This window comes from Salibaculum halophilum (assembly GCF_002094885.1).
GTDB lineage: Bacteria > Pseudomonadota > Alphaproteobacteria > Rhodobacterales > Rhodobacteraceae > Salibaculum > Salibaculum halophilum.
This window is the reverse complement of the sequence record NZ_MSIT01000001.1, coordinates 248,016-269,589: the sequence shown is the minus strand read 5'-3', so window position 1 is coordinate 269,589 and position 21,574 is coordinate 248,016. Positions and strand designations below refer to the sequence as shown.

22 protein-coding genes are annotated in these 21,574 nt (G+C 68.2%); 15 read left to right on the top strand and 7 right to left on the bottom strand.

The features are described 5' to 3' along the window. Positions 1-11: 11 nt before the first annotated feature. From chlG to bchJ, 6 genes are all read left to right on the top strand, one after another. Positions 12-923, top strand: coding sequence for a chlorophyll synthase ChlG (gene chlG, locus BU124_RS01315; RefSeq protein WP_084860631.1), 912 nt, complete (start codon positions 12-14; stop codon positions 921-923). Then, on the top strand, positions 920-2,212 hold the full coding sequence (locus tag BU124_RS01310; protein ID WP_084860630.1) for a BCD family MFS transporter: 1,293 nt from the start codon (positions 920-922) through the stop codon (positions 2,210-2,212). Before chlG ends, BU124_RS01310 begins: the two co-directional genes overlap by 4 nt. A 3-nt stretch (positions 2,213-2,215) precedes the next feature. Continuing rightward, positions 2,216-3,400: a geranylgeranyl diphosphate reductase gene (locus tag BU124_RS01305; protein WP_084860629.1), complete on the top strand. Its 1,185-nt coding sequence runs from the start codon at positions 2,216-2,218 to the stop codon at positions 3,398-3,400. Further along, on the top strand, positions 3,397-3,930 hold the full coding sequence (idi, locus tag BU124_RS01300; protein ID WP_084860628.1) for an isopentenyl-diphosphate Delta-isomerase: 534 nt from the start codon (positions 3,397-3,399) through the stop codon (positions 3,928-3,930). Before BU124_RS01305 ends, idi begins: the two co-directional genes overlap by 4 nt. Positions 3,931-4,016: 86 nt before the next feature. Then, entirely contained in the window at positions 4,017-5,666 is a 1,650-nt protein-coding gene (bchE, locus tag BU124_RS01295; RefSeq protein ID WP_084860627.1) for a magnesium-protoporphyrin IX monomethyl ester anaerobic oxidative cyclase, read from the top strand. A gap of 2 nt (positions 5,667-5,668) precedes the next feature. Continuing rightward, entirely contained in the window at positions 5,669-6,262 is a 594-nt protein-coding gene (gene bchJ, locus BU124_RS01290; protein WP_084860626.1) for a bacteriochlorophyll 4-vinyl reductase, read from the top strand. 29 nt (positions 6,263-6,291) lie between these two features. On the opposite strand, the gene BU124_RS01285 is transcribed toward bchJ, so the two are convergent. From BU124_RS01285 to BU124_RS01265, 5 genes are all read right to left on the bottom strand, one after another. Next, positions 6,292-7,449, bottom strand: a complete 1,158-nt coding sequence (locus BU124_RS01285) for an amidohydrolase (protein ID WP_179141835.1) — start codon at positions 7,447-7,449, stop codon at positions 6,292-6,294. A 118-nt stretch (positions 7,450-7,567) separates the two neighbouring features. Continuing rightward, positions 7,568-8,311, bottom strand: a complete 744-nt coding sequence (locus tag BU124_RS01280; RefSeq protein ID WP_143529842.1) for an alpha/beta hydrolase — start codon at positions 8,309-8,311, stop codon at positions 7,568-7,570. A gap of 284 nt (positions 8,312-8,595) precedes the next feature. After that, positions 8,596-8,988, bottom strand: coding sequence for an MAPEG family protein (locus BU124_RS01275; protein ID WP_084860623.1), 393 nt, complete (start codon positions 8,986-8,988; stop codon positions 8,596-8,598). Positions 8,989-9,071: 83 nt separating this feature from the next. Beyond that, the gene (locus BU124_RS01270; RefSeq protein ID WP_084860622.1) at positions 9,072-9,848 is read right to left on the bottom strand and encodes a Bax inhibitor-1/YccA family protein; all 777 of its coding nucleotides are present in this window, start codon (positions 9,846-9,848) and stop codon (positions 9,072-9,074) included. A 123-nt stretch (positions 9,849-9,971) separates the two neighbouring features. Continuing rightward, positions 9,972-10,178: a DUF1127 domain-containing protein gene (locus BU124_RS01265; protein WP_084860621.1), complete on the bottom strand. Its 207-nt coding sequence runs from the start codon at positions 10,176-10,178 to the stop codon at positions 9,972-9,974. 114 nt (positions 10,179-10,292) lie between these two features. Between BU124_RS01265 and BU124_RS01260 the strand changes: the two genes are divergently transcribed. Beyond that, positions 10,293-11,198, top strand: a complete 906-nt coding sequence (locus BU124_RS01260) for a LysR family transcriptional regulator (RefSeq protein ID WP_084860681.1) — start codon at positions 10,293-10,295, stop codon at positions 11,196-11,198. Here the strand turns inward: BU124_RS01260 and BU124_RS01255 are convergent. After that, a complete protein-coding gene (locus tag BU124_RS01255; RefSeq protein ID WP_084860620.1) occupies positions 11,143-12,108 on the bottom strand; it encodes an NADPH:quinone oxidoreductase family protein in 966 nt (321 codons plus the stop codon). The two genes, BU124_RS01260 and BU124_RS01255, sit on opposite strands and share 56 nt — an antisense overlap. A gap of 304 nt (positions 12,109-12,412) precedes the next feature. Between BU124_RS01255 and BU124_RS01250 the strand changes: the two genes are divergently transcribed. The 3 genes from BU124_RS01250 to BU124_RS01240 all read left to right on the top strand — a co-directional run bounded on the left by BU124_RS01250 (position 12,413) and on the right by BU124_RS01240 (position 14,489). Further along, positions 12,413-12,784 (top strand): helix-turn-helix domain-containing protein, encoded by a 372-nt coding sequence (locus BU124_RS01250; RefSeq protein WP_084860619.1) that lies wholly within the window; start codon positions 12,413-12,415, stop codon positions 12,782-12,784. Between the two features lie 112 nt (positions 12,785-12,896). Then, a complete protein-coding gene (locus BU124_RS01245; RefSeq protein ID WP_084860618.1) occupies positions 12,897-13,694 on the top strand; it encodes an inositol monophosphatase family protein in 798 nt (265 codons plus the stop codon). Between the two features lie 288 nt (positions 13,695-13,982). Beyond that, positions 13,983-14,489 carry a CAP domain-containing protein gene (locus BU124_RS01240; protein ID WP_084860617.1) on the top strand — a complete coding sequence of 169 codons (507 nt, stop codon included), beginning with the start codon at positions 13,983-13,985 and terminating at the stop codon, positions 14,487-14,489. 18 nt (positions 14,490-14,507) lie between these two features. Here the strand turns inward: BU124_RS01240 and BU124_RS01235 are convergent, their stop codons facing one another. Then, positions 14,508-15,488, bottom strand: a complete 981-nt coding sequence (locus BU124_RS01235; protein WP_218775089.1) for a LacI family DNA-binding transcriptional regulator — start codon at positions 15,486-15,488, stop codon at positions 14,508-14,510. 129 nt (positions 15,489-15,617) lie between these two features. On the opposite strand from BU124_RS01235, the gene BU124_RS01230 reads away from it, so the two are divergent. The 5 genes from BU124_RS01230 (at position 15,618) to BU124_RS01210 (ending at position 21,514) form a co-directional block, all read left to right on the top strand. After that, positions 15,618-16,706 (top strand): carbohydrate ABC transporter permease, encoded by a 1,089-nt coding sequence (locus tag BU124_RS01230; protein ID WP_084860615.1) that lies wholly within the window; start codon positions 15,618-15,620, stop codon positions 16,704-16,706. Next, positions 16,703-17,536: a carbohydrate ABC transporter permease gene (locus BU124_RS01225; protein WP_143529841.1), complete on the top strand. Its 834-nt coding sequence runs from the start codon at positions 16,703-16,705 to the stop codon at positions 17,534-17,536. The genes BU124_RS01230 and BU124_RS01225 overlap by 4 nt, the downstream gene beginning before the upstream one ends. Before the next feature lie 25 nt (positions 17,537-17,561). Further along, positions 17,562-18,848, top strand: coding sequence for an extracellular solute-binding protein (locus BU124_RS01220; RefSeq protein WP_084860614.1), 1,287 nt, complete (start codon positions 17,562-17,564; stop codon positions 18,846-18,848). 84 nt (positions 18,849-18,932) lie between these two features. After that, positions 18,933-20,402: a sulfatase family protein gene (locus BU124_RS01215; protein WP_084860613.1), complete on the top strand. Its 1,470-nt coding sequence runs from the start codon at positions 18,933-18,935 to the stop codon at positions 20,400-20,402. Beyond that, positions 20,399-21,514, top strand: coding sequence for a glycoside hydrolase 5 family protein (locus BU124_RS01210; protein WP_084860612.1), 1,116 nt, complete (start codon positions 20,399-20,401; stop codon positions 21,512-21,514). The genes BU124_RS01215 and BU124_RS01210 overlap by 4 nt, the downstream gene beginning before the upstream one ends. The last annotated feature ends 60 nt before the right edge of the window (positions 21,515-21,574 follow it).

Below are 21,574 nucleotides of genomic sequence, written 5' to 3'. Positions count from 1 at the left end.
TTAGTTGACACATGAGTGTCAGCGATACCTTACAACCCTCCCGGCGGTGGCCGCGCCCGTGCGCGGTGCTGACCCTGCTCAAGCCGGTCACCTGGTTCCCGCCGATCTGGGCCTATCTCTGCGGTGTCGTCGCCTCGGGCGTGGCGCCCGCAACGGCGCCGGTCGCGGTGCTGGTGGGCATGGTTCTGGCCGGCCCCGTGGTCTGCGGCATGAGCCAGGCCGCCAACGACTGGTGCGACCGCCACGTCGATGCCATCAACGAACCCGACCGTCCGATCCCCTCGGGCCAGATCCCGGGGCGCTGGGGGCTGTGGATCGCGCTTTTCATCAGTGCGCTGGCGCTGGGCCTCGGCACGGTGCTGGGGCCCTGGGGCTTCGGCGCGACCGTTTTCGGCGTTGCCGCCGCCTGGGCCTACTCGGCCGAGCCGCTCCGGCTCAAGCGGTCCGGCCTCTGGGGGCCGGGCCTCGTCGGGCTGTGCTACGAAGGCCTGCCTTGGTTCACAGGGGCGGCCGTTCTGGCGGCCGGGGCGCCGCCGCTGACAACCGTGATCGTGGCGCTGCTTTATGCGCTCGGCGCGCATGGCATCATGACGCTCAATGATTTCAAGGCGCTGGAGGGCGACCGCCAGACCGGCGTTAACTCTCTGCCGGTCACGCTGGGCCCGGAACGCGCGGCGCGGGTGGCCTGCTGGGTCATGACGCTGCCGCAGGTGGCGGTGATCGCGCTGCTGCTGATATGGGACCGGCCCTGGCACGCGCTGGTCATTGCCGCGCTGCTGGCCGCGCAATTCTGGGCAATGCGCGTCCTGCTGACCGATCCGAAGGGCCGTGCGCCCTGGTACAACGCGACGGGCGTGAGCCTTTATGTCAGCGGCATGATGGTCGCCGCCGTCGCCCTGCGCAACATGGAAGGGATATCATGACGCTGAGCTGGCTTTCGATCGTCCGCCTCGGCCTGGTGCAGATGGCGCTGGGCGCGGTGGTAGTGCTGACCACCTCGACGCTCAACCGCCTGATGGTGGTGGAACTGGCGCTGCCCGCGGTGCTGCCGGGCTTCCTGGTGGCGCTGCACTACGGCATCCAGATCACCCGGCCCAACTGGGGCTTTCTGTCGGACACCGGCGGGCACCGCACGCGCTGGATCATCGGCGGCATGGGCGCGCTGGCGCTGGGCGCCTATGGCGCGGCGCACGGCGTCGTCCTTCTGGAGTCCAGCTTTGCCGCCGGGATGGCCCTGTCGGTGGCGGCCTACGCGCTGATCGGTGTCGGCGTGGGGGCCTCGGGCACCTCGCTGCTGGCGCTGCTGGCCACCGCGACGGCCGCCCGCCGCCGCGCCGCGGCCGCCACCATCACCTGGCTGATGATGATCGCCGGGATCGCGGTGACCGCCGGCACCGTCGGCGCCTTTCTCGACCCTTACACGCCGCAACTGCTGTTGCGCATCGTCGGCATCGTGACCCTGGGCGCGCTGATTCTGACCACGCTGACCGTCTGGGGCATCGAGGCCCGCGTCGCCCCCGCCGAACCGGAACCCGAGCCGCAGGGCTTCGTCGCCGGGCTGCGCGAGGTCTGGGGTGAGCCGAAGGCGCGCAATTTCACCATCTTCGTTTTCCTGTCGATGACCGCCTATTTCATGCAGGAACTGATCCTCGAACCCTACGCCGGGCTGGTCTTCGGCATGACGCCGGGGCAGTCGACATCGCTCAGCGGGGCGCAGAACGGCGGAGTGTTTCTGGGCATGCTGACCGTGGGCATTGCCGCGACGGGGTTCCGCATCGGGTCGTTGCGGCACTGGGTCGTGGCCGGCTGCCTCGGCTCGGCCACCAGCCTGGCGGCGATCTCGGCGCTGGGGCCGCTGGCGCTGTCCGGCGCGCTGACCGGGGCCGTCGTCACGCTGGGCTATTTTAACGGCATGTTCGCCGTCGCGGCCATCGGGTCGATGATGGCGCTGGCCGGGCAGGGGCGTGGCGCGCGCGAGGGCACGCGCATGGGCCTCTGGGGCGCGGCGCAGGCCATTGCCGCGGGCTTTGGCGGGTTGCTGGGCGCCGGGGCCGTGGATGTCATGCGCCTGGCGCTGGTGCAGGATGCCCGGGCCTTCGGCACGGTCTTCCTGTTCGAGGCGGCGCTTTTCGTGCTCGCGGCCCTGATGGGCCAGCGGGTGATCGCACATACCCAGGGCCGCCACGCGCCCCTGGCCGTTCCGGGGGAATGAGACATGCCTGACGTCGATGTCATCGTGGTGGGAGGCGGTCCCAGCGGAGCCACCGCCGCCGAGGACCTGGCCCGCTCTGGGCACAGGGTTGCCGTGCTGGACAAGGCCGGGCGGATCAAGCCCTGCGGCGGGGCCATCCCGCCCCGGTTGATCGCGGATTTCGACATCCCCGAGGAATTGCTTGTCGCGCGGATCACCACCGCGCGGATGATCGCCCCCAGCGGGCGCCGGGTGGATATCCCGATCGAGAACGGTTTTGTCGGCATGGTCGACCGCGAGGATTTCGACGAGTTCCTGCGCACCCGCGCCGCCGAGGCCGGGGCGACGCGCCTGACCGGCACCTACCAGTCCATCGACCGCGACGGCGGCCACCCGCGCGTCCACTACCGCGATCGCGACAGCGGCGAGTCCCGCAGCCTTTCGGCGCGGCTGGTCATCGGCGCGGACGGGGCGCGGTCGAACGTGGCCCGGGCCGAGGTCGAGGGCGGCGACCGCATCCCTTACGTCATCGCCTATCACGAAATCATCGAGGCCCCCGGCGCGGTGGGCGACTATCACCCCGACCGCTGCGACGTGGTCTACGACGGCCGCATCTCGCCCGATTTCTACGGCTGGGTCTTTCCGCACGGCGGCAAGGCCAGCGTCGGCATGGGCTCGCTGGTGCAGGAGGTGAACCTCAAGCAGGCCACCGCCGATCTGCGCGCGGCCAGCGGGCTGGCCGACTGCCCCACCATCCGGCGCGAGGGCGCGCCGATCCCGTTGCAGCCCCTCGATCGCTGGGACAACGGCCGCGACGTGGTGCTGGCCGGCGATGCCGCCGGGGTCGTCGCCCCCAGTTCGGGCGAAGGGATCTATTACGCCATGGTCGGCGGGCGCGTCGCCGCCAGCGCCGCCGCCGCCTGCCTGCAGACGGGCCGCGCGCGCGACCTACGGCTGGCCCGGCAGCTCTTCATGCGCGAACACAAGACCGTCTTTCGCGTTCTGGCCAGCATGCAGAAGGCCTATTACCGCTCTGATGAGCGGCGCGAACGCTTCGTGTCGCTGTGCCATGACGTGGATGTGCAGCGCCTGACCTTCGAGGCCTACATGAACAAGGCGCTGGTGCGCGCCCGGCCGATGGCCCACGTTCGGATCGGGCTGAAAAACCTCGCACATCTGACGCGGCTGGTCCGGCCGGAGTTCACGTGACACCGCCGCCGCCCGAGGCCGCGACGATCCCCGCCTGGCGGGGCGACGATCTGGTCGCCGTGGACAAGCTGCAGGTCCACCGCGAGGGGCTGCGGCACAAGGCGGTGTCGGTCTTCGTGCAATGCGGCGAGGATCTGCTGCTGCAGCGCCGGGCGCTGGGCAAGTATCACACGCCGGGGCTCTGGGCGAATGCCTGCTGCACGCATCCGCACTGGGGCGAGGCGCCGCGCGACTGCGCCGCCCGCCGGCTGGCCGAGGAGCTGGGCCTCAGCGGGCTGTCGCTGGCCCACCAGGGCCGGGTCGAATACCGCGCCGATGTCGGCGACGGGCTGGTCGAGCATGAGGTGGTGGAACTGTTCCTCGCGCGCACGGCCGCGCGGCCCGTCGTCACCCCCGACCCGGACGAGGTCATGGCCGTGGACTGGATGCCCCTGCACCAGCTGGCGGGTGAGGTGCGCCGCCGCCCCGAGGCCTATACCCCCTGGCTGCGCATCTACCTGGACCGGCACGCGGGTCAGATTTTCGCCTGACCCGGCGGCTGAAAGCGCCCTTTTGATTCATGTCAATTTAAGTTGACATCATCGCTGTCATCCTTGTCGCAGACAAGGGAGGCGACATGCGACTGGTTCTGATTCACCCCAACTATCACTCCGGCGGGGCGGAGATCGCCGGCAACTGGCCGCCGGCCTGGGTGGCCTACCTGGCCGGCCCTCTCAAGGCCGCCGGTTACACCGACATCCACTTCATCGACGCGATGACCCATGACATCGGCGAGGCCGAGCTGCATGCGCGCATCGCCGCGCTGGAACCGGATATCGTCGGGGCCACCTCGATCACGCCCTCGATCTACAAGGCCGAACGCGCGCTGGAGATTGCCCGCGCCGCCGCCCCAGGGGCGGTGACGGTGCTGGGCGGGGTGCATGCGACCTTCATGTACAAGCAGGTCCTGTCCGAGGCCCCGCATATCGACGCCATCGTGCGCGGCGAGGGCGAGGAGGTGTTCCTCGATTTCGTGCGCGCGGTCGAGGACGGGCGCTGGCAGACCGCGCGCAAGGCGATCAAGGGCATCGCCTATACGCAAGGCTCCGAGATCATCGCCACCCCGGCCGCGCCCACGGTCAAGGACCTGGACGCCATCACCCCGGACTGGTCGATCCTCGACTGGGAAAAATACATCTACATCCCGCTGAACACCCGGCTGGCGATCCCGAGTCTGGCGCGCGGCTGCCCCTTCACCTGTTCCTTCTGCAGCCAGTGGAAGTTCTGGCGCGACTACCGCGTGCGCGACCCGCAGAAGGTCGTGGACGAGATCGAGGACCTGGTGAACAATCACAGCGTCGGCTTCTTCATCCTCGCCGACGAGGAACCGACCATAAACAAGAAGAAATTCACCGAGTTCTGCGAAGAGCTGATCCGCCGTGGCCTGCCCGATCGGGTGAAATGGGGCATCAACACCCGCGTGACGGACATTCAGCGCGACAAGGATATGCTGGGTCTCTGGCGGCAGGCGGGTCTGGTGCACATCTCTCTGGGCACCGAGGCGGCCGCGCAGATGAAGCTCGATCTGTTCAACAAGGAAACGAAGGTCGAAGAGAACAAGGAGGCCATCCGCCTGCTGCGCGAGGCCGACATCTTCACCGAGGCGCAGTTCATCGTCGGTCTGGACAACGAGACCGAGGAAACGCTGGAAGAGACCTACCGCTTCGCCCGCGACTGGAACCCGGATCTGGCCAACTGGACGATGTACACGCCCTGGCCGTTCACCCCGCTGTTCCAGGAGCTGCGCGACCAGGTCGAGGTCTTCGACTTCGAGAAATACAATTTCGTTACCCCCATCATGAAGCCCGAGGCGATGGACCGTGCCACCCTGCTGGACCGCGTGATGGCCAATTACCGCCGCTTCTACATGATCAAGGCGCTGTTCCATTACCCGTGGCGCGGGCGCGGGTTCCGCCGCAAGTACCTGCTGGGCTGCCTGCGGGCCTTCGCCAAGGCCGGCTTCGCGCGGACCTTCTATGATCTGGGCAAGGTCGGCTACTGGGGGCCGCAGTCCAAGGAAAAGGTCGATTTCCAGTTCGACGAGACCCGCCAGATCGCCGAGGCGCAGATGGCCGACTGGGATGCCATGGCCGACCGCAAGCGCCGCGCGGCCGAGCGCAAGGCCAGCGTGCGCGACCAGATCAAGGCCGAGAAGGCCCGCGTCGCCGGGCAGGGCGCGGCGGACGCGGGCGTGCCGCGGCTGAACCAAACCACCCCGGCGCAATAGCGATGCCGCCCCGCGCGGCCCATCACGTCGGCCCCAACGCGATCCTGCAGACGCTCGAGGCGCTGCAGGCGCTGGCCGGGCCGCAGGCGCTGACCCGCGTCTGCCAGGCCGCCGGGATGCCGGGGCTTCCCGACGATCCGCCCGAGGCGATGATCCCCGCGCAGGACGCGCTGCGCCTGCACCGCGCCGTCGCCGAGAGCCTGCCCGAGCCTCTGGCCGAGGAGGTCGCCCGCGACGCCGGCCGCAGAACCGGCGACTACATCCTCGCCCATCGCATCCCGGGGCCGGCCCGGGGGCTGGTGCGGTGGATGCCGGGGCGACTGGCCGGGCCGGTCCTTCTCTCGGCGATCGGCCGGCACGCCTGGACCTTTGCCGGCGCGGCCGAGGTGACCTGCCTCCGGCGGCCCGACCTCGAGCTCGTCATCCGGGACAATCCGTTGGCGCTGCCGGGCTGCCCCTGGCATCGCGCGGTGCTGGCGCGGCTGTTCCAGCGGCTTGTCGATCCGGGGATGACGGTGGCGCACACCGCCTGTTGCGCGGTCGGTGATCCGGCGTGCCGCTTCGTCTTGCGCGGCGCGCCCGGCCCGGCCCGGTGACGGCGGGTGCGCGCGCCGGCCCTGCCCGGTCAGGCCGGTGCGCGGCCAAGCAGCCGATCCACGATCCCGATCAGTAGGTCCGCCACGATCGGGATCAGGGCATCGGGAAAGTCGTAGTCCGGCGCGTGCAGCTGCGGGTGATCCTCCCCCGCACCGACATACAGCAGGGCCGCCTGCGCCCCGTCCTCGCCGATGCGCCCGAAATCCTCGGACCAGCGCAGGGGCCGGTCAAGCTCGGCAACATCATGCCCCCCGGCAAGGGCCGCGTCACGGGCCAGGGCGGTGGCCGCGGCGTCGTTGACAACCGCGCGGAAGACGTCGTGCCAGTGCACCTCGACCGCCAGATCGCCCCTGGCCGCCTCCAGCCGGGCCTGCGCCTGGGCGATCAGGGTGTCCATGCGGCCATTGGTCATGGTGCGCAGGGTCACGCGCAGGTCGCCGTCGGCGGGGGCGATGCCAAAGGTCGGCGCGCCCAGACGGGCATGGGTCAGCGTGGCCAGCGCGTAATCGGCCTCGCCGATGGCGGACTGCGACAGGCCCGGCAGCGCCACCATCAGCCCGGCCATGGCCGCCCCCGGCGAAAGGCCGTCCTCGGGCGCGGCGGCATGAGAGCTTCGGCCGTGCAGCCGGACCTGCATCCCGCGCGAGGCGCAGTTGCCCGGCCCGGGGCGCAGCCCGATCTGGCCCAGGGGGCGCCCGGGCACGTTGTGCCAAGCGAAGGCGAAATCGGGGCGCAGGTCCGGCCAGCGCGGATCGGCGATCACTGCTTCGGCCCCGGCGCCGGTTTCCTCGGCGGGCTGGAACAGCAGGATCACCCGGCCCCGCGCCGGACGCCGGGCCAACAGGCGGGCCACGCCCAGCAGCGTCGCCATGTGCCCGTCGTGGCCGCACAGGTGACCCCGCCCCTCGATCGCCGAGCGATAGGGCAGGTCGCTGGTCTCGCGGATCGGCAGACCGTCGAGTTCGCAACGCAGCAGCAGGGTCGGCCCGGCCTCGCGGCCGCGGAATTCGGCGGCGACCCCATGGCCCCCGAGGCCCTGCCAGATCCGGTCCGCGCCACGCGCCCGCAGCTGTGCCGTGATGCGCTCGGCCGTCGCGCCTTCGCGGCCCGACAGGTCGGGGTGGCGGTGCAACGCGTGCCGAAGCGCGGTCAGTTCTGCGATGTCAGCGCGCGGCAGTGACTGCATCATTTCCTCCTCGGACCACCGCGCACAGGCCGGTCATGCAGTCCGGCCGGCCCTCCCCTGTCGCACCGGCCGGCGTTGCGCGTGGCGGTGGATAGTCGACGCGGAGCAGGACCCGCCGTCAATCGAGGCCGAGCAGGTAGTCGCGGACCAGCGCTTCGGTCTGCGGGCTGTCTACAATATCGAGATGGCCCGCACCATCGACAATCTGGTAGCGCCCTTTGTCCGTGACCGCGCCCATCACGGGCGCGTAGCCCTCGGCGTCGAGTGCCTCGTCGTACCGACCAGCAATAACGAGGAACGGCGGCAGCACGGCCACATCACCAAGGTAGTCACCCCGCGGTGCGTAGGATTTGTTGAGCCGCCAGCTGTAGCGCGTGGTCGCATGGGCCCCGAGCGGGCCGTCTAGGACCGCGCGCGGCATGGCGAACTGGATCATCGGCAGATGGTCCAGCGCCGTGATCCCCACGGTGTTGAGCATCGACAACCCGATGACCCGGCGCATGAGCACATGCGCCCAGCCGCCCGAATTGGGCCGTGTCGTGGGCGCGTCATGCTTGAGGAACGGGGCCAGCAGGATGATCCCGTCAACCAGCGCCCCGTGCGCGCCGCCGGCGAAGCGCACCGCCAGCCCGCCGCCCGAGGAATGGCCCAGCAAGATGACCCTGCGCCCGTCACTGCCCCCGCTCTGCGCGATGAGATCGGCGATGTCGTCCTCGAGCTGGCCGGTATAATCCACGTCGCCCCGGCGCGCGGGATCGGTGCCGTGCCCGCGCAGGGTCAGCGCCTTGACCTCGGCCACGTCGCGCAAGGCCCGGGCCAGTCCGGCGAACTGGCCATGATACCAGCCCGAGCCATGAAGCATGATGACGAGCGGCAACTCTTCCGCGCCCGTCGCTGACACATGCGCATAGGTCAGCGCCTGCCCGTCGCGCGCCGTGAAGCTGCGTGTCTCAAGGCTCGCGCGCTCCGTGCCGCCGCCGATGATCCTGCTGAAATCGGGTCCCGCGCGCTCGGGCAGTGGCCCCGGGCGCTGCGAGACGATCAGCCCGAGGGCTATTCCGAAATAGACCGCGACGGAAATCGCCGCGACTGTAAGAACCTTGGAAATCGCTTTTGTTCCATCAGTTCAAAAATGTCATGCACGCTTCATTCCAGCACAACGGCCAGCGTCAGCGCCAGCAGCAGACCCTGGCCGGCGAGCGTGGCCAGCATGCCCCAAAACCGCAGCCGCCAGTGCAGCCCGTGGATAGCAAAATAGGCCCCGTGCATGTAGCGGCCCAGCGTGAACAGGGCGGCCGTAATCGCGAGAGGCAGGAGGGGCGCGCCCTGCGCCTCGGCAAGCGCGCAGAGGATCAGCGCCATCGGCATCTGTTCGGCGGCATTGGCCTGGCCACGAATGGCCTTGGTCAGCGACCGGTCGTCGTTGTCGCCAAGAACGACGCGGTCGCGGCGGCGCTGGAAGATGACCCGTGCGGTCAACCCCAGCAACAGCGCGCCGTTCAACAACGCGGCGAGGGATGTAACGGGCAGGTCGATCATGGTCAGACGTTAGGACAGGGCGGGCTCACACGAAAAGGGCCGCCCCGGAAGGCGGCCCCTGGACGTTGCGTCACGTCGGGCGATTATTCGCGCCCACCAAGAAGTTGCAGCAGGAACATGAACATGTTGATGAAGTCCAGGTAGAGGCTCAGCGCGCCCATGATGGCGGCCTTGCCCAGCCACTCTTGGTCGCCCTGCTCGGCATGGGCGATGTAAGTGTTCTTGATGTTCTGCGTGTCATAGGCCGTCAGGCCCGCGAAGATCAGAACGCCGAGGATCGAGATGGCCAGCGACAGGCCCGGCATCGGCCAGATCAGGTTCACGATCATCGCGCCGATCAGGCCGATCACGCCCATGATGAGGAACGATCCCCAGCCCGAGATGTCCTTCTGGGTGGTATACCCCCAGAGACTGAGCCCGGCGAAGGCGATCGAGGTGATCAGGAAGACCTGCACGATCGAATAGCCGGTGAACACCAGGAAGATCGAGCTGATCGACACGCCCATGGTCAACGCGAAGGCGTAGAACACCAGTTGCGCCGTGGCCGCCGACATGCGGTTGATCATCGCCGAGAAGCCGAAGACGAAGGCCAGCGGTGCCAGCATGACCACCCAGCGCAGCGGCGAGGCATAGAGCGCCGAGCCCAGGCCGGTCAGCAGCGTGCCGTTCTGCATCTCGGCCGCCGCCTGAGACGGATCGGTGGTGACGGCCAGGCCCGAGATCGCCCAGGCCGCGGCAAAGGTGATCAGCATGCCCACGGACATCGTGCCGTAGACCTTGTTCATGTGGGCGCGCAGGCCCTGGTCGATTTCCGCCGTCCGGACACCAGTGCCAGCGCGGACAGTCTGATAATCAGCCATTCGTTTCCTCCAACGGTTAACTTGCTTGGCCCGGTCGCCGATCCGGCGCGGGGTCTTGCATGGAATATCGGCGTTGAGGCGGCGCTTTTCAAGGGAAACCGGCGGCGAACCGCAGTGTTTTCGTCAGCAATTGCGCGGCAGGTCCCAGGCGGGGCGGCGGGATTCGCGCAGCGCCTCGCCTTCGGTCAGGCCGAGGTCGGCTAGCCGGGCGTGGTCGAGCGCGGCGAGCGCGCGGCGCTGGCGCCAGGTTGCAACCATCCTGGCCAGGGGAAAACGCGGAGCACGCGGGGCGATCGGGTCGCGGGTCGGGGTCTGGGTCAGGACGGTCATGGTATGCCCTTTCGTGATAGTGGGTCAGATTTAAATCAGGATGCTTGATATATGCGGCAAACTGGCTCATACTTGAAATGAATGATTGAGCACTAAAGCATGACGGAATGTGATATGCCCCGGAACCTGGACCTGACCGCCCTGCGCTCTTTCGTGACCGTGGCCGACACGGGCGGCGTGACCCGTGCCGCCGGTCTGTTGCACCTGACCCAGTCGGCGGTCTCGATGCAGCTCAAGCGGCTGGAGGAGGGGCTGGGCCTGCGCCTGCTCGATCGTTCGGCGCGCCGGATCGCCCTGACCGGCGAGGGCGAGCAACTGCTCAGCTATGCCCGGCGGATGCTGGCGCTCAACGACGAGGCGGTGGGGCGGCTGACGGCTTCGGACTACGAAGGCGAGATCACGCTGGGCGTGCCCCACGACATCGTGCCGGGCTACATCCCGCAGGTCCTCAAGCGGTTCGCGGCGGATTTCCCGCGCATGCGCGTGAACTTCCTGTCGTCCAACACCCGGGCGCTGTTGCAGCAGTTCGACCGCGGCGAGGTGGACATGATCGTGACCACCGAGGAGGGCTGCGGTGCGGGCGGCGAGACCCTGGCCGAGGTGCCGCTGGTCTGGGTCGGCGCGCCCGGGGGCCGCGTCTGGAGAGAGCGGCCCTTGCCCATCGCGCTGGAAACGCAGTGCATCTTCCGCCCCAGCGTCCAGCGCCGGCTGGACGCGGCCGGTATCCCCTGGCTGATGCGGGTCGAGACCGGGTCGACCCGCACGGTCGAGGCCACGGTCAGCGCCGACCTGGCGGTGCATGCGATGCTGTCGGGGTTCTGGGTGCAGGGCACCGAGCCTGTCGACCACGGCGGCGCGCTGCCCGACCTCAAGGCCTATTGCATCAACCTCTACCGCGGGCCGGGTGGCCCGGGCGAGGTGGAACAGGCGCTGGCGGGTTACCTGCGGGACGCCTACGGCGCGCTCAGGCAGGGGGCGGCACAACCACGACCTTCCCGGTCGCTCGCCGCGACCGGATAAGCTCCAGCGCCTCGGCTGCGCGGTCCAGCGGCAGCACGTGGCTGACATGCGGGCGCAGGCGCCCGGCGGCATACAAATCCATCAGTTCGGTCAGGCTGTCGGTCAGGGCCTCGGGCGCGAAGGTCGCGTAGCCGCCCCAGTAGAAGCCGATCAGGTCGATGTTCTTGACCAGCAGGTGATTGGCCGGAACCGGGGGCACCTCCCCGCTGGCAAAGCCGATGCTGATGATCCGCCCCTCGCGGTTGGTGGCCCTGAGCGCGGCGGTGAAGGCCGCGCCGCCCACGGGATCGAAGACCACGTCGGCCCCGCCCAGGGCCTTGACCCGCGCGGTGATGTCGTCGTCCGCCTCAATCAAGTGATGCGCGCCGGCCGTGCGCGCGACCTCGAGCTTCTCGGGCCCGCGCGCTACGGCGATGACCTGCGCCCCTAGGGCCCTGCCGATCTCGACCGCCGCCAGCCCGACACCGCCGGCGGCGCCCAGCACGAGCAGCGTCTCGCCCGGGTGCAGCCGGGCCCGGCGGGTCAGGGCCAGGTGCGCGGTGCCATAGGCCACCTGGAACCCGGCGGCCACCTCGGCGGGCATGGTCTCGGGCACGGGGCGGCACTGCGCGGCCGGGAACACGCCGCGCTCGGCCAGCCCGCCCTGTCCGGCGAAAACCACGACCCGGGTGCCGACGGCCGGGGCCGCGCCCCCCGCGCCCCGCGCGCGCACGGTGCCGCAGACCTCCATGCCGAGGGTGAAGGGCGGGTCGGGCGTGTCCTGATACGTGCCTCGCGCCATCAGCAAGTCGGCGAAGTTGACCCCGCAGGCGGCGATGTCGAGCAGCACCTCCCCCGGGCCGGGTCGCGGGGTGTCGATGGTCCGGATGGCGGCCGCGGTGTCAAAGCTGGCCACTCGGAATGCGTGCATGGCGGACCTTTGGGAGCGAGAATCGTGTTGCCGCCAGCCTAGATCGAGGCGTGTGGCAGGCCAACCGTGGGGCACAGAAATCCCCTGAAGAAACAGATTCCTATACTAAAGTATAGGCAGTCCGGTTCCTGGACCTGTCTTTAAGGGCAGGATCGGGGATGCAACCCTTGCGTGTTTAGGCGGGCGCGGGCTTCCTTCTCCTACGATAAGCGGATGGACGAGCGCAGCGCCCGGCGAGGGGTCACCTGAGGTGCCCCGCGCCTGTCTCGTCTATCTGTCCTACTGAGGTAACAAGGACACTACGATGAAGCACCCCGTTGACGTGCATGTGGGCAAACGCATCCGGCATCGCCGCTGGATGACCGGCACCACCCAGCAAACCCTGGCCGACAAGGTCGGGATCAAGTTCCAGCAGATCCAGAAATACGAGACCGGCATGAACCGCGTCAGCGCCTCGCGGCTGTGGGACATCGCCCATGCGCTTGGGGTCGACATCGCCTTTTTCTTCGAGGGCTGCGAGGGCGACACGGACGACATGACCGGGGCCGAAGGCTTGCCCGGCGACGTGCTGGCCGACAAGGAGGCGCTGGACCTGCTGCGCTCGTACTACGCCATCCCCGAGAACCAGCGCCGGCGCCTCTTTGATCTGGCGCGCGTGCTCAGCGACGCGGCCTGAGGGGCCCAAGCGCCGGGGCTGATAGGGGCCCGGGCTTACAGGATGGGCCGGTTTGACTTGACCGGCCCGGCACGGCCCCGTTACCCCGCAAGCAATCAGGCGGGCGGGGCAGATGGAACTGGACACGGCGCGGATCGAGGAACTCTGGGCTTGCGCGCGGGCCATGGCCGATGCGGCGCGGGTCGAGACGCTGCGCCATTTCCGTATCGGCGTGGCCAGCGACAACAAGCAGCAGGGTGGCTTCGACCCGGTCACCGAGGGTGACCGCGCCGCCGAGCGTGCCATGCGCGCGGTCGCGGCTCAGCGCCGCCCGGACGACGCCATCCTGGGCGAGGAATACGGCGCGCAGCCCGGCACCACCGGCCTGACCTGGGTGCTTGACCCTATCGACGGCACCCGCGCCTATATCTCGGGCACACCGACCTGGGGGGTTCTGATCGCGGTCACGGATGCGAGCGGCCCCGTATTGGGCCTGATCGACCAGCCCTATATCGGCGAACGCTTCGAGGGCGGGGCAGGACGGGCGGCCATGACCGGGCCCATGGGAACCGCGCCGCTGCGCACCAGGCCCACGCGCAGCCTGGCCGAGGCGACCATCTTCACCACCTTTCCCGAGGTTGGCACCGCGTCCGAGGGTGCCGCCTTTCGCGCGGTGGCCGGGCGGTGCAAGCTGACGCGCTACGGTATGGATTGCTACGCCTATGCCCTGCTGGCCGCCGGCCAGATCGACCTGGTGATCGAGGCGGGCCTGTCCGCCTACGACATCGCCGCGCCGATCGCGGTGATCGAGGCGGCGGGCGGCATTGTCACCGACTGGCAGGGCGGCAAGGTCCACGCCGGCGGCAATGCCCTGGCGGCTGCCACGCCCGAGTTGCATGCCGCCGTACTAGAGATCCTGTCGCGGCGGTGACGTGGCCTGCTGCGCCCTCTGACGGCGGTTTCCACCCAACGCCTTGGGGGCCGGCTGACCGCTTGATCGGCCGACAACCTGAACCAGGGTGGCCGAGACAGACGGTCCTGACGATGGATGTGAATCTCCTGCCGGCTGGGTTGCGTCTTGGCCGGTCACGGCGGCCGAAGGCGATCTGGCCGCGCTTCGCCCCTCGGCGTGGTGTCCAACCCGCCGGTTACGCTTGTCAGCTTTGCCGAGTTGGTGCAGCTTAAGAGCAACAACCAGCCAGCTGGACGGGCCCGGCCCATGAAAATTGCAGTTGCCTTGATCTATGCCGCCCTGCTGGCCGGCTGCACGTCGACCACCACGACCACGACCACGACCGCGCGGGCGACCGATACCTCGCAAAACGTGATCCCCATCGCGATCAGCGCCCCGTTGGACGCGTCAGGGCCGGTGGATGTAACAGCGACGCTTAACCGCCTGCGGGCCGAGAACGGCCGAGGTCCCCTGGCCGAGGACCCGCGTCTGAGCACCGCGGCCCGCGACTACGCGGCCCTGATGGCGCGGACCGGGCATTTCTCGCACACCGGCCCATCGGGGAGTACTTTTGGCCAGCGCGCCCGCGCGGCGGGCTACCCTTGCCCCCGGGCCGAGAACATCGCCTTCGGCCCTATGAGCGACGCCCAGGTCATCGCCAACTGGATGACCTCGCCCGGCCACCGTCGCAACATCCTGCTGCGCGACGCACGGGATTTCGGATTTGGCAGCGTCGATGACAAGTTCGTCCTGATCCTGGGCCGGGGCTGTTAGCAGCCCCCGCGGATCTGTCTACGCACCGTGCGAGCCGCGCAGGACCAGCGGACATTCCATCCGTTCGCGAACCGGACCGGCGCGGCCCGCCATCAGCGTCTCGACGCACCACTGACCCATCTCGCGGTGGGGCAGCAGTACCGTCGACAACGGCGGTGACAGGTGCTGGGCGATCTCCTGATCGTCGTAGCCCATGACGGCGACGGTCTCGCCGGGCCGCTCCCCCAGTTCCTTGAGTGCCTCGTAACAGCCCACCGCCATCAAGTCGTTGGCGCAGAAGATCGCGTCGGGGCGTCGGTCCTGCGCCATGAGTTCCAGCGTCGCGCGGCGCCCGCCCGAGGGCAGGAAGTTGCCCTCGACGATCAGCGACGGGTCGACCGGGATACCGGCGGCGCGCAGGGCACGTTCGTAGCCTTCCATGCGCTGATCGGAGGCCTCCATCCAGGGTTCGCCGGAAATGAAGGCGACGCGCCGGTGCCCCGCGGCGACCAGGGCGGCGGTGGCCACCTCGCCGCCGCGCCGCTCGGCGGGCACGATCGAGCTGTGCCGGCCGTCGCTGTCGTGGCAATTCAGCAGCACCGCGGCGTGGCGCGCCAGCCCCTCGGGGGGGGTCAGCGCCCGCGTGAGGATCGAGCCGTAGATGACGCCGATCGCGCTGTCGCCCGCCCATTTGCGCAGCATCGCGGCCTCGTAGGCGGCATCGCCGCCGGTCATTGCGACCTCGAGCAGGGCGTCGTGCTTGGCGGCCTCCTCCTGGGCGCCCTCGATCGAGATGGCGGCAAAGGGGCTGGTGGCGATCTCGTCGATGATCAGCCCGATCACCCCCCGGCCCGCGGCCTTGGGCGGGCGGCCCGCGCCGCGCGGGCGATAGCCCAGCTCCTGAGCCGCGGCCATCACCCGCCTGCGGGTGTCGCGGCTGATTCGCATGTCCTCCAGCCCGTTGAGCACGAAGGATACGGTTGACTGCGACACCCCCGCCCGCAGCGCGACATCCTTCATTGTGACCCGGGTTTTTTTGTCTTTTGCCAAGGGCCTGACACGCCTTTCAGACGGGGATTGCTTTCGGCTAAATAATATTGCTAATATTTTTAGCACAAGCGGAATCGCAATCGGATCGGGGAGGAGACGATGCGTTCAAGACGTGCCGCGCAGCTCAGCCAGCGGCAGGCGGCCCTGCTGCTGCTCGTGCCCTTTCTCGCGACCTATGCGCTGTTTCTGGTCTACCCGTTCTTTCGCGGTGTCTGGATCAGCATGCACGACTGGAACCTGCTGGCCGTGGCCTTCAACCCCGATGCCAAGGAGTTCGTGGGGCTGCGCAACTATGAACGTGTCATGTGGGGCGAGGATATCGAATGGGGCCTCGCGGCCCCTCTGTGGCAGGGCCTGGGGCTGATCGGCCTTGCACTCGCCGCCGTCCTTCACCGGAGAAGCCGCGTGAGCCGTTTCAACGCCATCGCTTTGGGCGTGGTGTCGCTGCTCCTGGTTGTCCTCCCCGGTTTTCATCCCGGTGAAGTGGGGCGGTGGTATGATCGCCGGTTCTGGCCGACCGTCGGCAACACGGTGCTTTTCGTGGGCCTGACGGTGCCGGGGGTGACGATCTCGGCGCTGCTGCTGGCGGCGGGCATGAATCGCGAAACCCGCGCCATGGGCATCCTGCGCACGCTGTTCTTCCTGTCGCAGGTCCTGTCGGTCACCGTCGTCACGCTGATCTGGCAGATCATGTTCTCGCCGCGGCAGGGTCTGATCGCCAACATCACCGAAGTGGCGGGCGGCACGCCGATCAACTGGCTGACCGATCAGCAGTTCGCCATGGCCGCCATCGTGATCGCCACCGTGTGGTGGTCGCTGGGCATCGCCATGATCCTGTTCCTCGCCGGGCTTCAGGACATCTCGTCGGAGATATACGAGGCCGCGGCGCTGGACAATGCGCGGGGGCCGCGGGCCTTCTGGTTCATCACGCTGCCGAACCTGCGGCGCACGATCACGCTGGTCGTGGTGCTGCAGATCATCCTGCACTTCCAGGTCTTCGGGCAATCCCACCTTATGACCCAGGGCGGCCCCAACGACACCACGCAGGTGCTGGTGCGCTATATCTACCAGACCGGGTTCCGCGACAGCGAGCTGGGCCGGGCCAGCGCCATGGCGGTCTTCCTCTTCGTGATCATGGGGGGCTTCTCGGTGGTCCAGTTCATCATCGGCCGGGAGAAGGACGAATGACCCGCGGTTACTACTGGCTTGTCACCGGCCTTTCCATCCCGGCTTTCATCTGGCTGGTGCCGACGCTGTGGATGGTGTCGCTTTCGTTCCAGCCCAACGACGTGCTGGCGCGCACGACCTCCAGCACCGCCTTCGGGCTGGTGCCGATCCCCTTCACGGCCGAGAACTATGCCGACCTCTTCGCCTTCGGGCAGACGCCCTGGTGGTTCCTGAATTCGCTGATCGTCTCGACGGGCATGACGCTGGGCGTGCTGGCGGTGTCCACGACGGCCGGCTACGCGCTGGCCCGGCTGGACTTTCCCTTCAAGCGGACGGTCATCGCGGTCTGCCTGGTGGGACTGATGGTGCCCGAACAGGCGGTCTTCATCCCGCTTTACACGATGTTCGCCGATTTCGGCTGGCACAACAGCTATCACGCGCTGATCCTGCCGCGCATGGCGGTGCCCATCGGGGTGTTCCTGATGCTGCAGTTCTTCCGCGCCATCCCCCACGACATCGAGGAGGCCGCGCGCCTCGACGGGGTCGGCTGGCTGCGCATCTTCTGGTACATCATGCTGCCGCTGGCCCGCCCGGCGATGATGACGCTGGCGATTCTGACGTTCCTTTACGCGTGGAACGACTATCTCTGGCCGCTGGTCAGCGCCCAGCAGCGCGACTACTACACGATCACGCTGGGGCTGGCCTCGATCCAATCCAACTTCGCGCAATCGGAAGGGCTGGGCCGTGTCATGGCCTCGGGTGTCATCGCCTCGCTTCCGGTCGTCATCCTGTTCCTGATCTTCCAGCGCTACGTGGTGCAAGCCATGACCGCTGGCGGGTCCAAGGGCTGAACCGCACATCAAAGGGAGGAAACCAATGAGACATGTGCTACTGACCGCGGCCGCCGCCGCAACATTCGCCAGCGCCGCCCCGGCGCAGGAGGTGACGCTGGCCCGTTTCTTCGGCGCCTGCGAAGATGCCGGCACCGACACCACCACCAGCGTTGGCGAGGCCTGCATCATCCAGTCGATCATCAACGCCGCCAGCGCCGAGATCGACGGCGTCACGGTCAACACCCTGCCGACCGATTGGGGCAACTACTACGACCAGATCAAGGCGGCCTTTGCCGGGGGCACGCCGCCGGACGTCTTCGTGATGCATGCCCACACTATCCCTGAGTTCGCGAGCCTCGGCGCGCTGGCCGACCTGTCAGGCGATCTGGAGGCGGCCGGGATCGATACCTCGGACTGGGCGCCGCTCGCGCTCGACGGTGTGACCTACGAGGGCGGAATCTACGGCGTACCGATGGATTTTCACGCCAACCTGTTCCACGTCAACCTGGACCTGATGGCAGAGGCCGACCTCGTCAACGATGACGGCTCGCCCATCCTGCCGACCTCGCCAGACGAATTGCTCGCCCATGCCGAGCAGTTCAAGGCGGCGACCGGCAAGAATTACCTGGCCGCCGACTTCGCGCAGTTTCCGATCGGTGTCCGCCTCGTGGTGTCGATGCTCTGGCAGCAGGGCAGCAACATCTTCGACGCCGAGGGCAACGCCCAGGTCGACACGACCGAGACGCGCGCGGCGATCAACTCGATCGTTCAGCTGTTCGAGAACGACCTGGCCGACCCGCGGTTGAACTACGCCGACAGTCAACAGGCCTTCCTGAACGGCGAGGCGGGCATTCTCGTCAACGGGACATGGGTGGTCGACTTCTACGATTCCGAGGCCGCTGACCCCGACGTGCCGCTCACCAACTACTACGTCGCCGATTTCCCGGTCCTTTTCGAGGAAAGCGCGACCTGGGCGGGCAGCCACGGCTGGGCGATTCCGGCATCGCTCAAGCAGGACGACCCCGAGACCTACGAGGCCGCGCTGCGCGTGATCGCCTTCATCCAGGAGCACAATCTCGATTGGGCGCGGACCGGCCACATGTCGGTGCTTCAGTCGGTCCTGGAAAGCGACGATTACAATGCCCTGCCGCACCGCGACGAATACGCGGCCACGGCGACCATGGCTGCCGACCTGCCGCCGACAGAGCATTTCTCGGCGATCCAGGACATCCTGAACCGCGAGCTTCAGGCCATCTGGCTGACGGGCAAGTCCGTCGACAACGCGCTGTCGGACGCGCAGATCGACATCCAGGACGTGCTCGACAGCTGAGCACGGCGCGCAGACCACCAGCCGGGCCGGCATTCCCCGCGGATGCCGGCCCTCCGCCGGACCCCGGGACAGGAGACGGATCCGATGCCCGCATCGCACCCCAACCTCATTTTCGTGTTCGCCGATCAGTTGCAGGCCAGGGCGCTCGGCTGTCACGGATCGGCCCAGGCCGTGACCCCCAATATCGACGCATTCTCGCGGCAATCGCTGATGTTCACGCAGGCCATCGCCAACTCGCCTGTCTGCACGGCCTACCGGGCCACGCTGATGACCGGGAAGTACACGACCAGCCACGGCATGGTCATCAACGAGTTGCGGATGCATCCCGGGCAGCGCTGTTTCGCCCATGTGCTGACAGAGGCGGGCTTCGACACCGCCTATATCGGCAAATGGCATCTCTATGCCAACCAACTTGGGGATCACCGTGACCCGCGCAATTCCTTCGTGCCGCCGGGCCCGCATCGACTGGGGTTCGATGGTGAATGGAAAGCCTACAATTTCAACCATTTGAACTATAGCCCTGATGCCTTCTGGCATGGCGACACGCCCGAGCCGCAGCACTACGGAGAGGGCGTCTTCGAAAGCGACGCCCAGACCGACTTTGCAATCGACTTCGTCCGGCGCCACGCGCACGACGGGACAAATCCCTACGCGCTCTTTCTGTCCTGGGGGCCGCCGCACGATCCCTGGGACGCCGACAATGTCCCCGCGCCCTACTGGCGCATGTTCGCGGACGCCGACTTCCCGAATCCGCCGAACTACCGGGCCTATAACGATACACCCTATTGCGATGACTGGGCGCGGCTGACCGATGGCGACCGGGAGCGTCTGCCCGAGTGGCGGCGCGGCTATCATGCCCAGGTTGCCAGTATCGACGCGGCCTTCGGGCGGCTGCTCGCCGCGATCGAGGGGGCCGACGCGGCCCGCGACACGATTGTAGTCTTCACCTCCGACCACGGCGAAATGTTCGGCGCCCATGGCCGCAGGGCGAAGAACATCTTTTACGAGGAAGCCTGTCATGTCCCGCTGATGGTGCGTTGGACCGGACAGATCGCGCCGGGGCGGTCAGAGGCCTGCATATCTGCTGTCGATCTCATGCCAAGTCTTCTGGGCTTGATCGGGCTGGCGTGTCCCGACGGCGTCGAAGGCGACGATCTGAGCGGGTTCATGCGCGGGCAGGACGCGGCGGCGCCTGAGGATGCGCTCATGCAGATATGCGGGGCCACCGCCGCCTGGGAGGACGGCCATGAATGGCGGGCCCTGCGCGACGCACGGTATACCTACGCGGTCTACCGCCGCGACGGGGCCGAACTGCTGTTCGACCGGCGTCTCGACCCCTACCAGCTTCGCAATCTGATCGGGGACCCGGAGTATATCGACGTGCACGGGCGGCTGCGTGCGCGGATGCTGGCCCGCATGGAGGCGCTGAGCGATACCTTCGAGGCCAGCAGCCATTACCGCGACACCTGGACCGATGGCGCGCGTCGGATCGTCCGCTCGGCGACGCGGGACTTCGGGCCGCAACCCGCCGCCGCACCAAGCGCCGCATCATGACCGGACCGTCCGACCGCTGGAGCGAAACCCGCGCCAAGGCGTGGTGGGCCGCCCGCCGCTGGGTCTGCGGCGTCAATTTCCTGCCGTCGACGGCGGTGAATTTCATCGAGATGTGGCATCCTGACACCTTCGACCCGGCCACCATCGACCGGGAACTGGGCTGGGCCGGCGACATCGGCTTCAACGCCGTCCGGGTGAACCTGCCCTTTCACGGCTGGCTGCACGACCGCGACGGGCTGCTGGACCGGCTTGACCGGTTCATGGGGCTCGCGGCGGGCCACGGGATGGAGACCGTGCCCTGCCTGTTCGACGACTGCGGCTTCGGCGGGGCGGAACCGGTCTGGGGGCCGCAGCCCGACCCGGTACCCGGCGTTACCAACAGCCGCGCCGTGGCCTCGCCCGGCCGGGCGCTGGTCGTCTCGGGCGACCGCGACGCCGAGCTGAAAGCCTATGTCGGCGATTTGGTGCGCGTGTTTCGCGCCGATCCGCGGGTGCTTTTCTGGGATCTCTACAACGAACCGGGCAACCGCATGGTTTTCGCCGGCGACGAGGGCAGCTTCGACAGTGCGCTGGGCGACCATGCCCTGGCGCTGATGGAGAACTGCTTTGCCTGGGCGCGGGCCGAGGACCCGGTGGCGCCGCTGACCGTGGCGGCCTGGACGACGCCACTTCCGAATGAGGACGCGCATCCCTACCAGACCGCGATCGACCGCAGCGCCTTGCTGCAGTCCGACATCATCACCTTTCACGCCTACTGGAACCGCAGGCGCGTGGGGCAATTCATCGACTATCTCGAAGTGCTCGATCGCCCGATCTTGTGTACCGAATGGATGGCCCGCGCGTTGGACAGCCGCATCGCGGATCAACTGGGGATGTTTCACCAGCGCGGCGTCGGCTGTTTCCAGTGGGGGCTGGTCAAGGGCCGGACCCAGACCTGGCTGCCCTGGCCAGCCGACCTGGTGCGGGCCCATGGCGGTGACCCCGACCGGGCGGACTGGTTCCACGATCTGCTGCATCCCGACGGCTCGCCCTACGACCCGGACGAGGTCGCCACGATCCGCGCGATTGCCGGGCCGGCCGCGCCGCGCAAGCGCCGCCGTACCGGCGCCTGACCCCGAGACAGGGGGCGGTTGCCCCGATAGGTTGCGGCGCCTATACAGGCGCGGGTGTTG

Excerpts from the sequence above, each read along its gene's own strand:
- chlG (WP_084860631.1), top strand. The coding sequence starts at position 12 with ATGAGTGTCAGCGATACCTTACAACCCTCCCGGCGGTGGCCGCGCCCG.
- BU124_RS01310 (WP_084860630.1), top strand. The coding sequence starts at position 920 with ATGACGCTGAGCTGGCTTTCGATCGTCCGCCTCGGCCTGGTGCAGATG.
- BU124_RS01305 (WP_084860629.1), top strand. The coding sequence starts at position 2,216 with ATGCCTGACGTCGATGTCATCGTGGTGGGAGGCGGTCCCAGCGGAGCC.
- bchE (WP_084860627.1), top strand. The coding sequence starts at position 4,017 with ATGCGACTGGTTCTGATTCACCCCAACTATCACTCCGGCGGGGCGGAG.
- bchJ (WP_084860626.1), top strand. The coding sequence starts at position 5,669 with ATGCCGCCCCGCGCGGCCCATCACGTCGGCCCCAACGCGATCCTGCAG.
- BU124_RS01285 (WP_179141835.1), bottom strand. The coding sequence starts at position 7,449 with ATGCAGTCACTGCCGCGCGCTGACATCGCAGAACTGACCGCGCTTCGG.
- BU124_RS01280 (WP_143529842.1), bottom strand. The coding sequence starts at position 8,311 with ATGCTTCATGGCTCGGGCTGGTATCATGGCCAGTTCGCCGGACTGGCC.
- BU124_RS01275 (WP_084860623.1), bottom strand. The coding sequence starts at position 8,988 with ATGATCGACCTGCCCGTTACATCCCTCGCCGCGTTGTTGAACGGCGCG.
- BU124_RS01270 (WP_084860622.1), bottom strand. The coding sequence starts at position 9,848 with ATGGCTGATTATCAGACTGTCCGCGCTGGCACTGGTGTCCGGACGGCG.
- BU124_RS01265 (WP_084860621.1), bottom strand. The coding sequence starts at position 10,178 with ATGACCGTCCTGACCCAGACCCCGACCCGCGACCCGATCGCCCCGCGT.
- BU124_RS01260 (WP_084860681.1), top strand. The coding sequence starts at position 10,293 with ATGCCCCGGAACCTGGACCTGACCGCCCTGCGCTCTTTCGTGACCGTG.
- BU124_RS01255 (WP_084860620.1), bottom strand. The coding sequence starts at position 12,108 with ATGCACGCATTCCGAGTGGCCAGCTTTGACACCGCGGCCGCCATCCGG.
- BU124_RS01250 (WP_084860619.1), top strand. The coding sequence starts at position 12,413 with ATGAAGCACCCCGTTGACGTGCATGTGGGCAAACGCATCCGGCATCGC.
- BU124_RS01245 (WP_084860618.1), top strand. The coding sequence starts at position 12,897 with ATGGAACTGGACACGGCGCGGATCGAGGAACTCTGGGCTTGCGCGCGG.
- BU124_RS01240 (WP_084860617.1), top strand. The coding sequence starts at position 13,983 with ATGAAAATTGCAGTTGCCTTGATCTATGCCGCCCTGCTGGCCGGCTGC.
- BU124_RS01235 (WP_218775089.1), bottom strand. The coding sequence starts at position 15,488 with ATGAAGGATGTCGCGCTGCGGGCGGGGGTGTCGCAGTCAACCGTATCC.
- BU124_RS01230 (WP_084860615.1), top strand. The coding sequence starts at position 15,618 with ATGCGTTCAAGACGTGCCGCGCAGCTCAGCCAGCGGCAGGCGGCCCTG.
- BU124_RS01225 (WP_143529841.1), top strand. The coding sequence starts at position 16,703 with ATGACCCGCGGTTACTACTGGCTTGTCACCGGCCTTTCCATCCCGGCT.
- BU124_RS01220 (WP_084860614.1), top strand. The coding sequence starts at position 17,562 with ATGAGACATGTGCTACTGACCGCGGCCGCCGCCGCAACATTCGCCAGC.
- BU124_RS01215 (WP_084860613.1), top strand. The coding sequence starts at position 18,933 with ATGCCCGCATCGCACCCCAACCTCATTTTCGTGTTCGCCGATCAGTTG.
- BU124_RS01210 (WP_084860612.1), top strand. The coding sequence starts at position 20,399 with ATGACCGGACCGTCCGACCGCTGGAGCGAAACCCGCGCCAAGGCGTGG.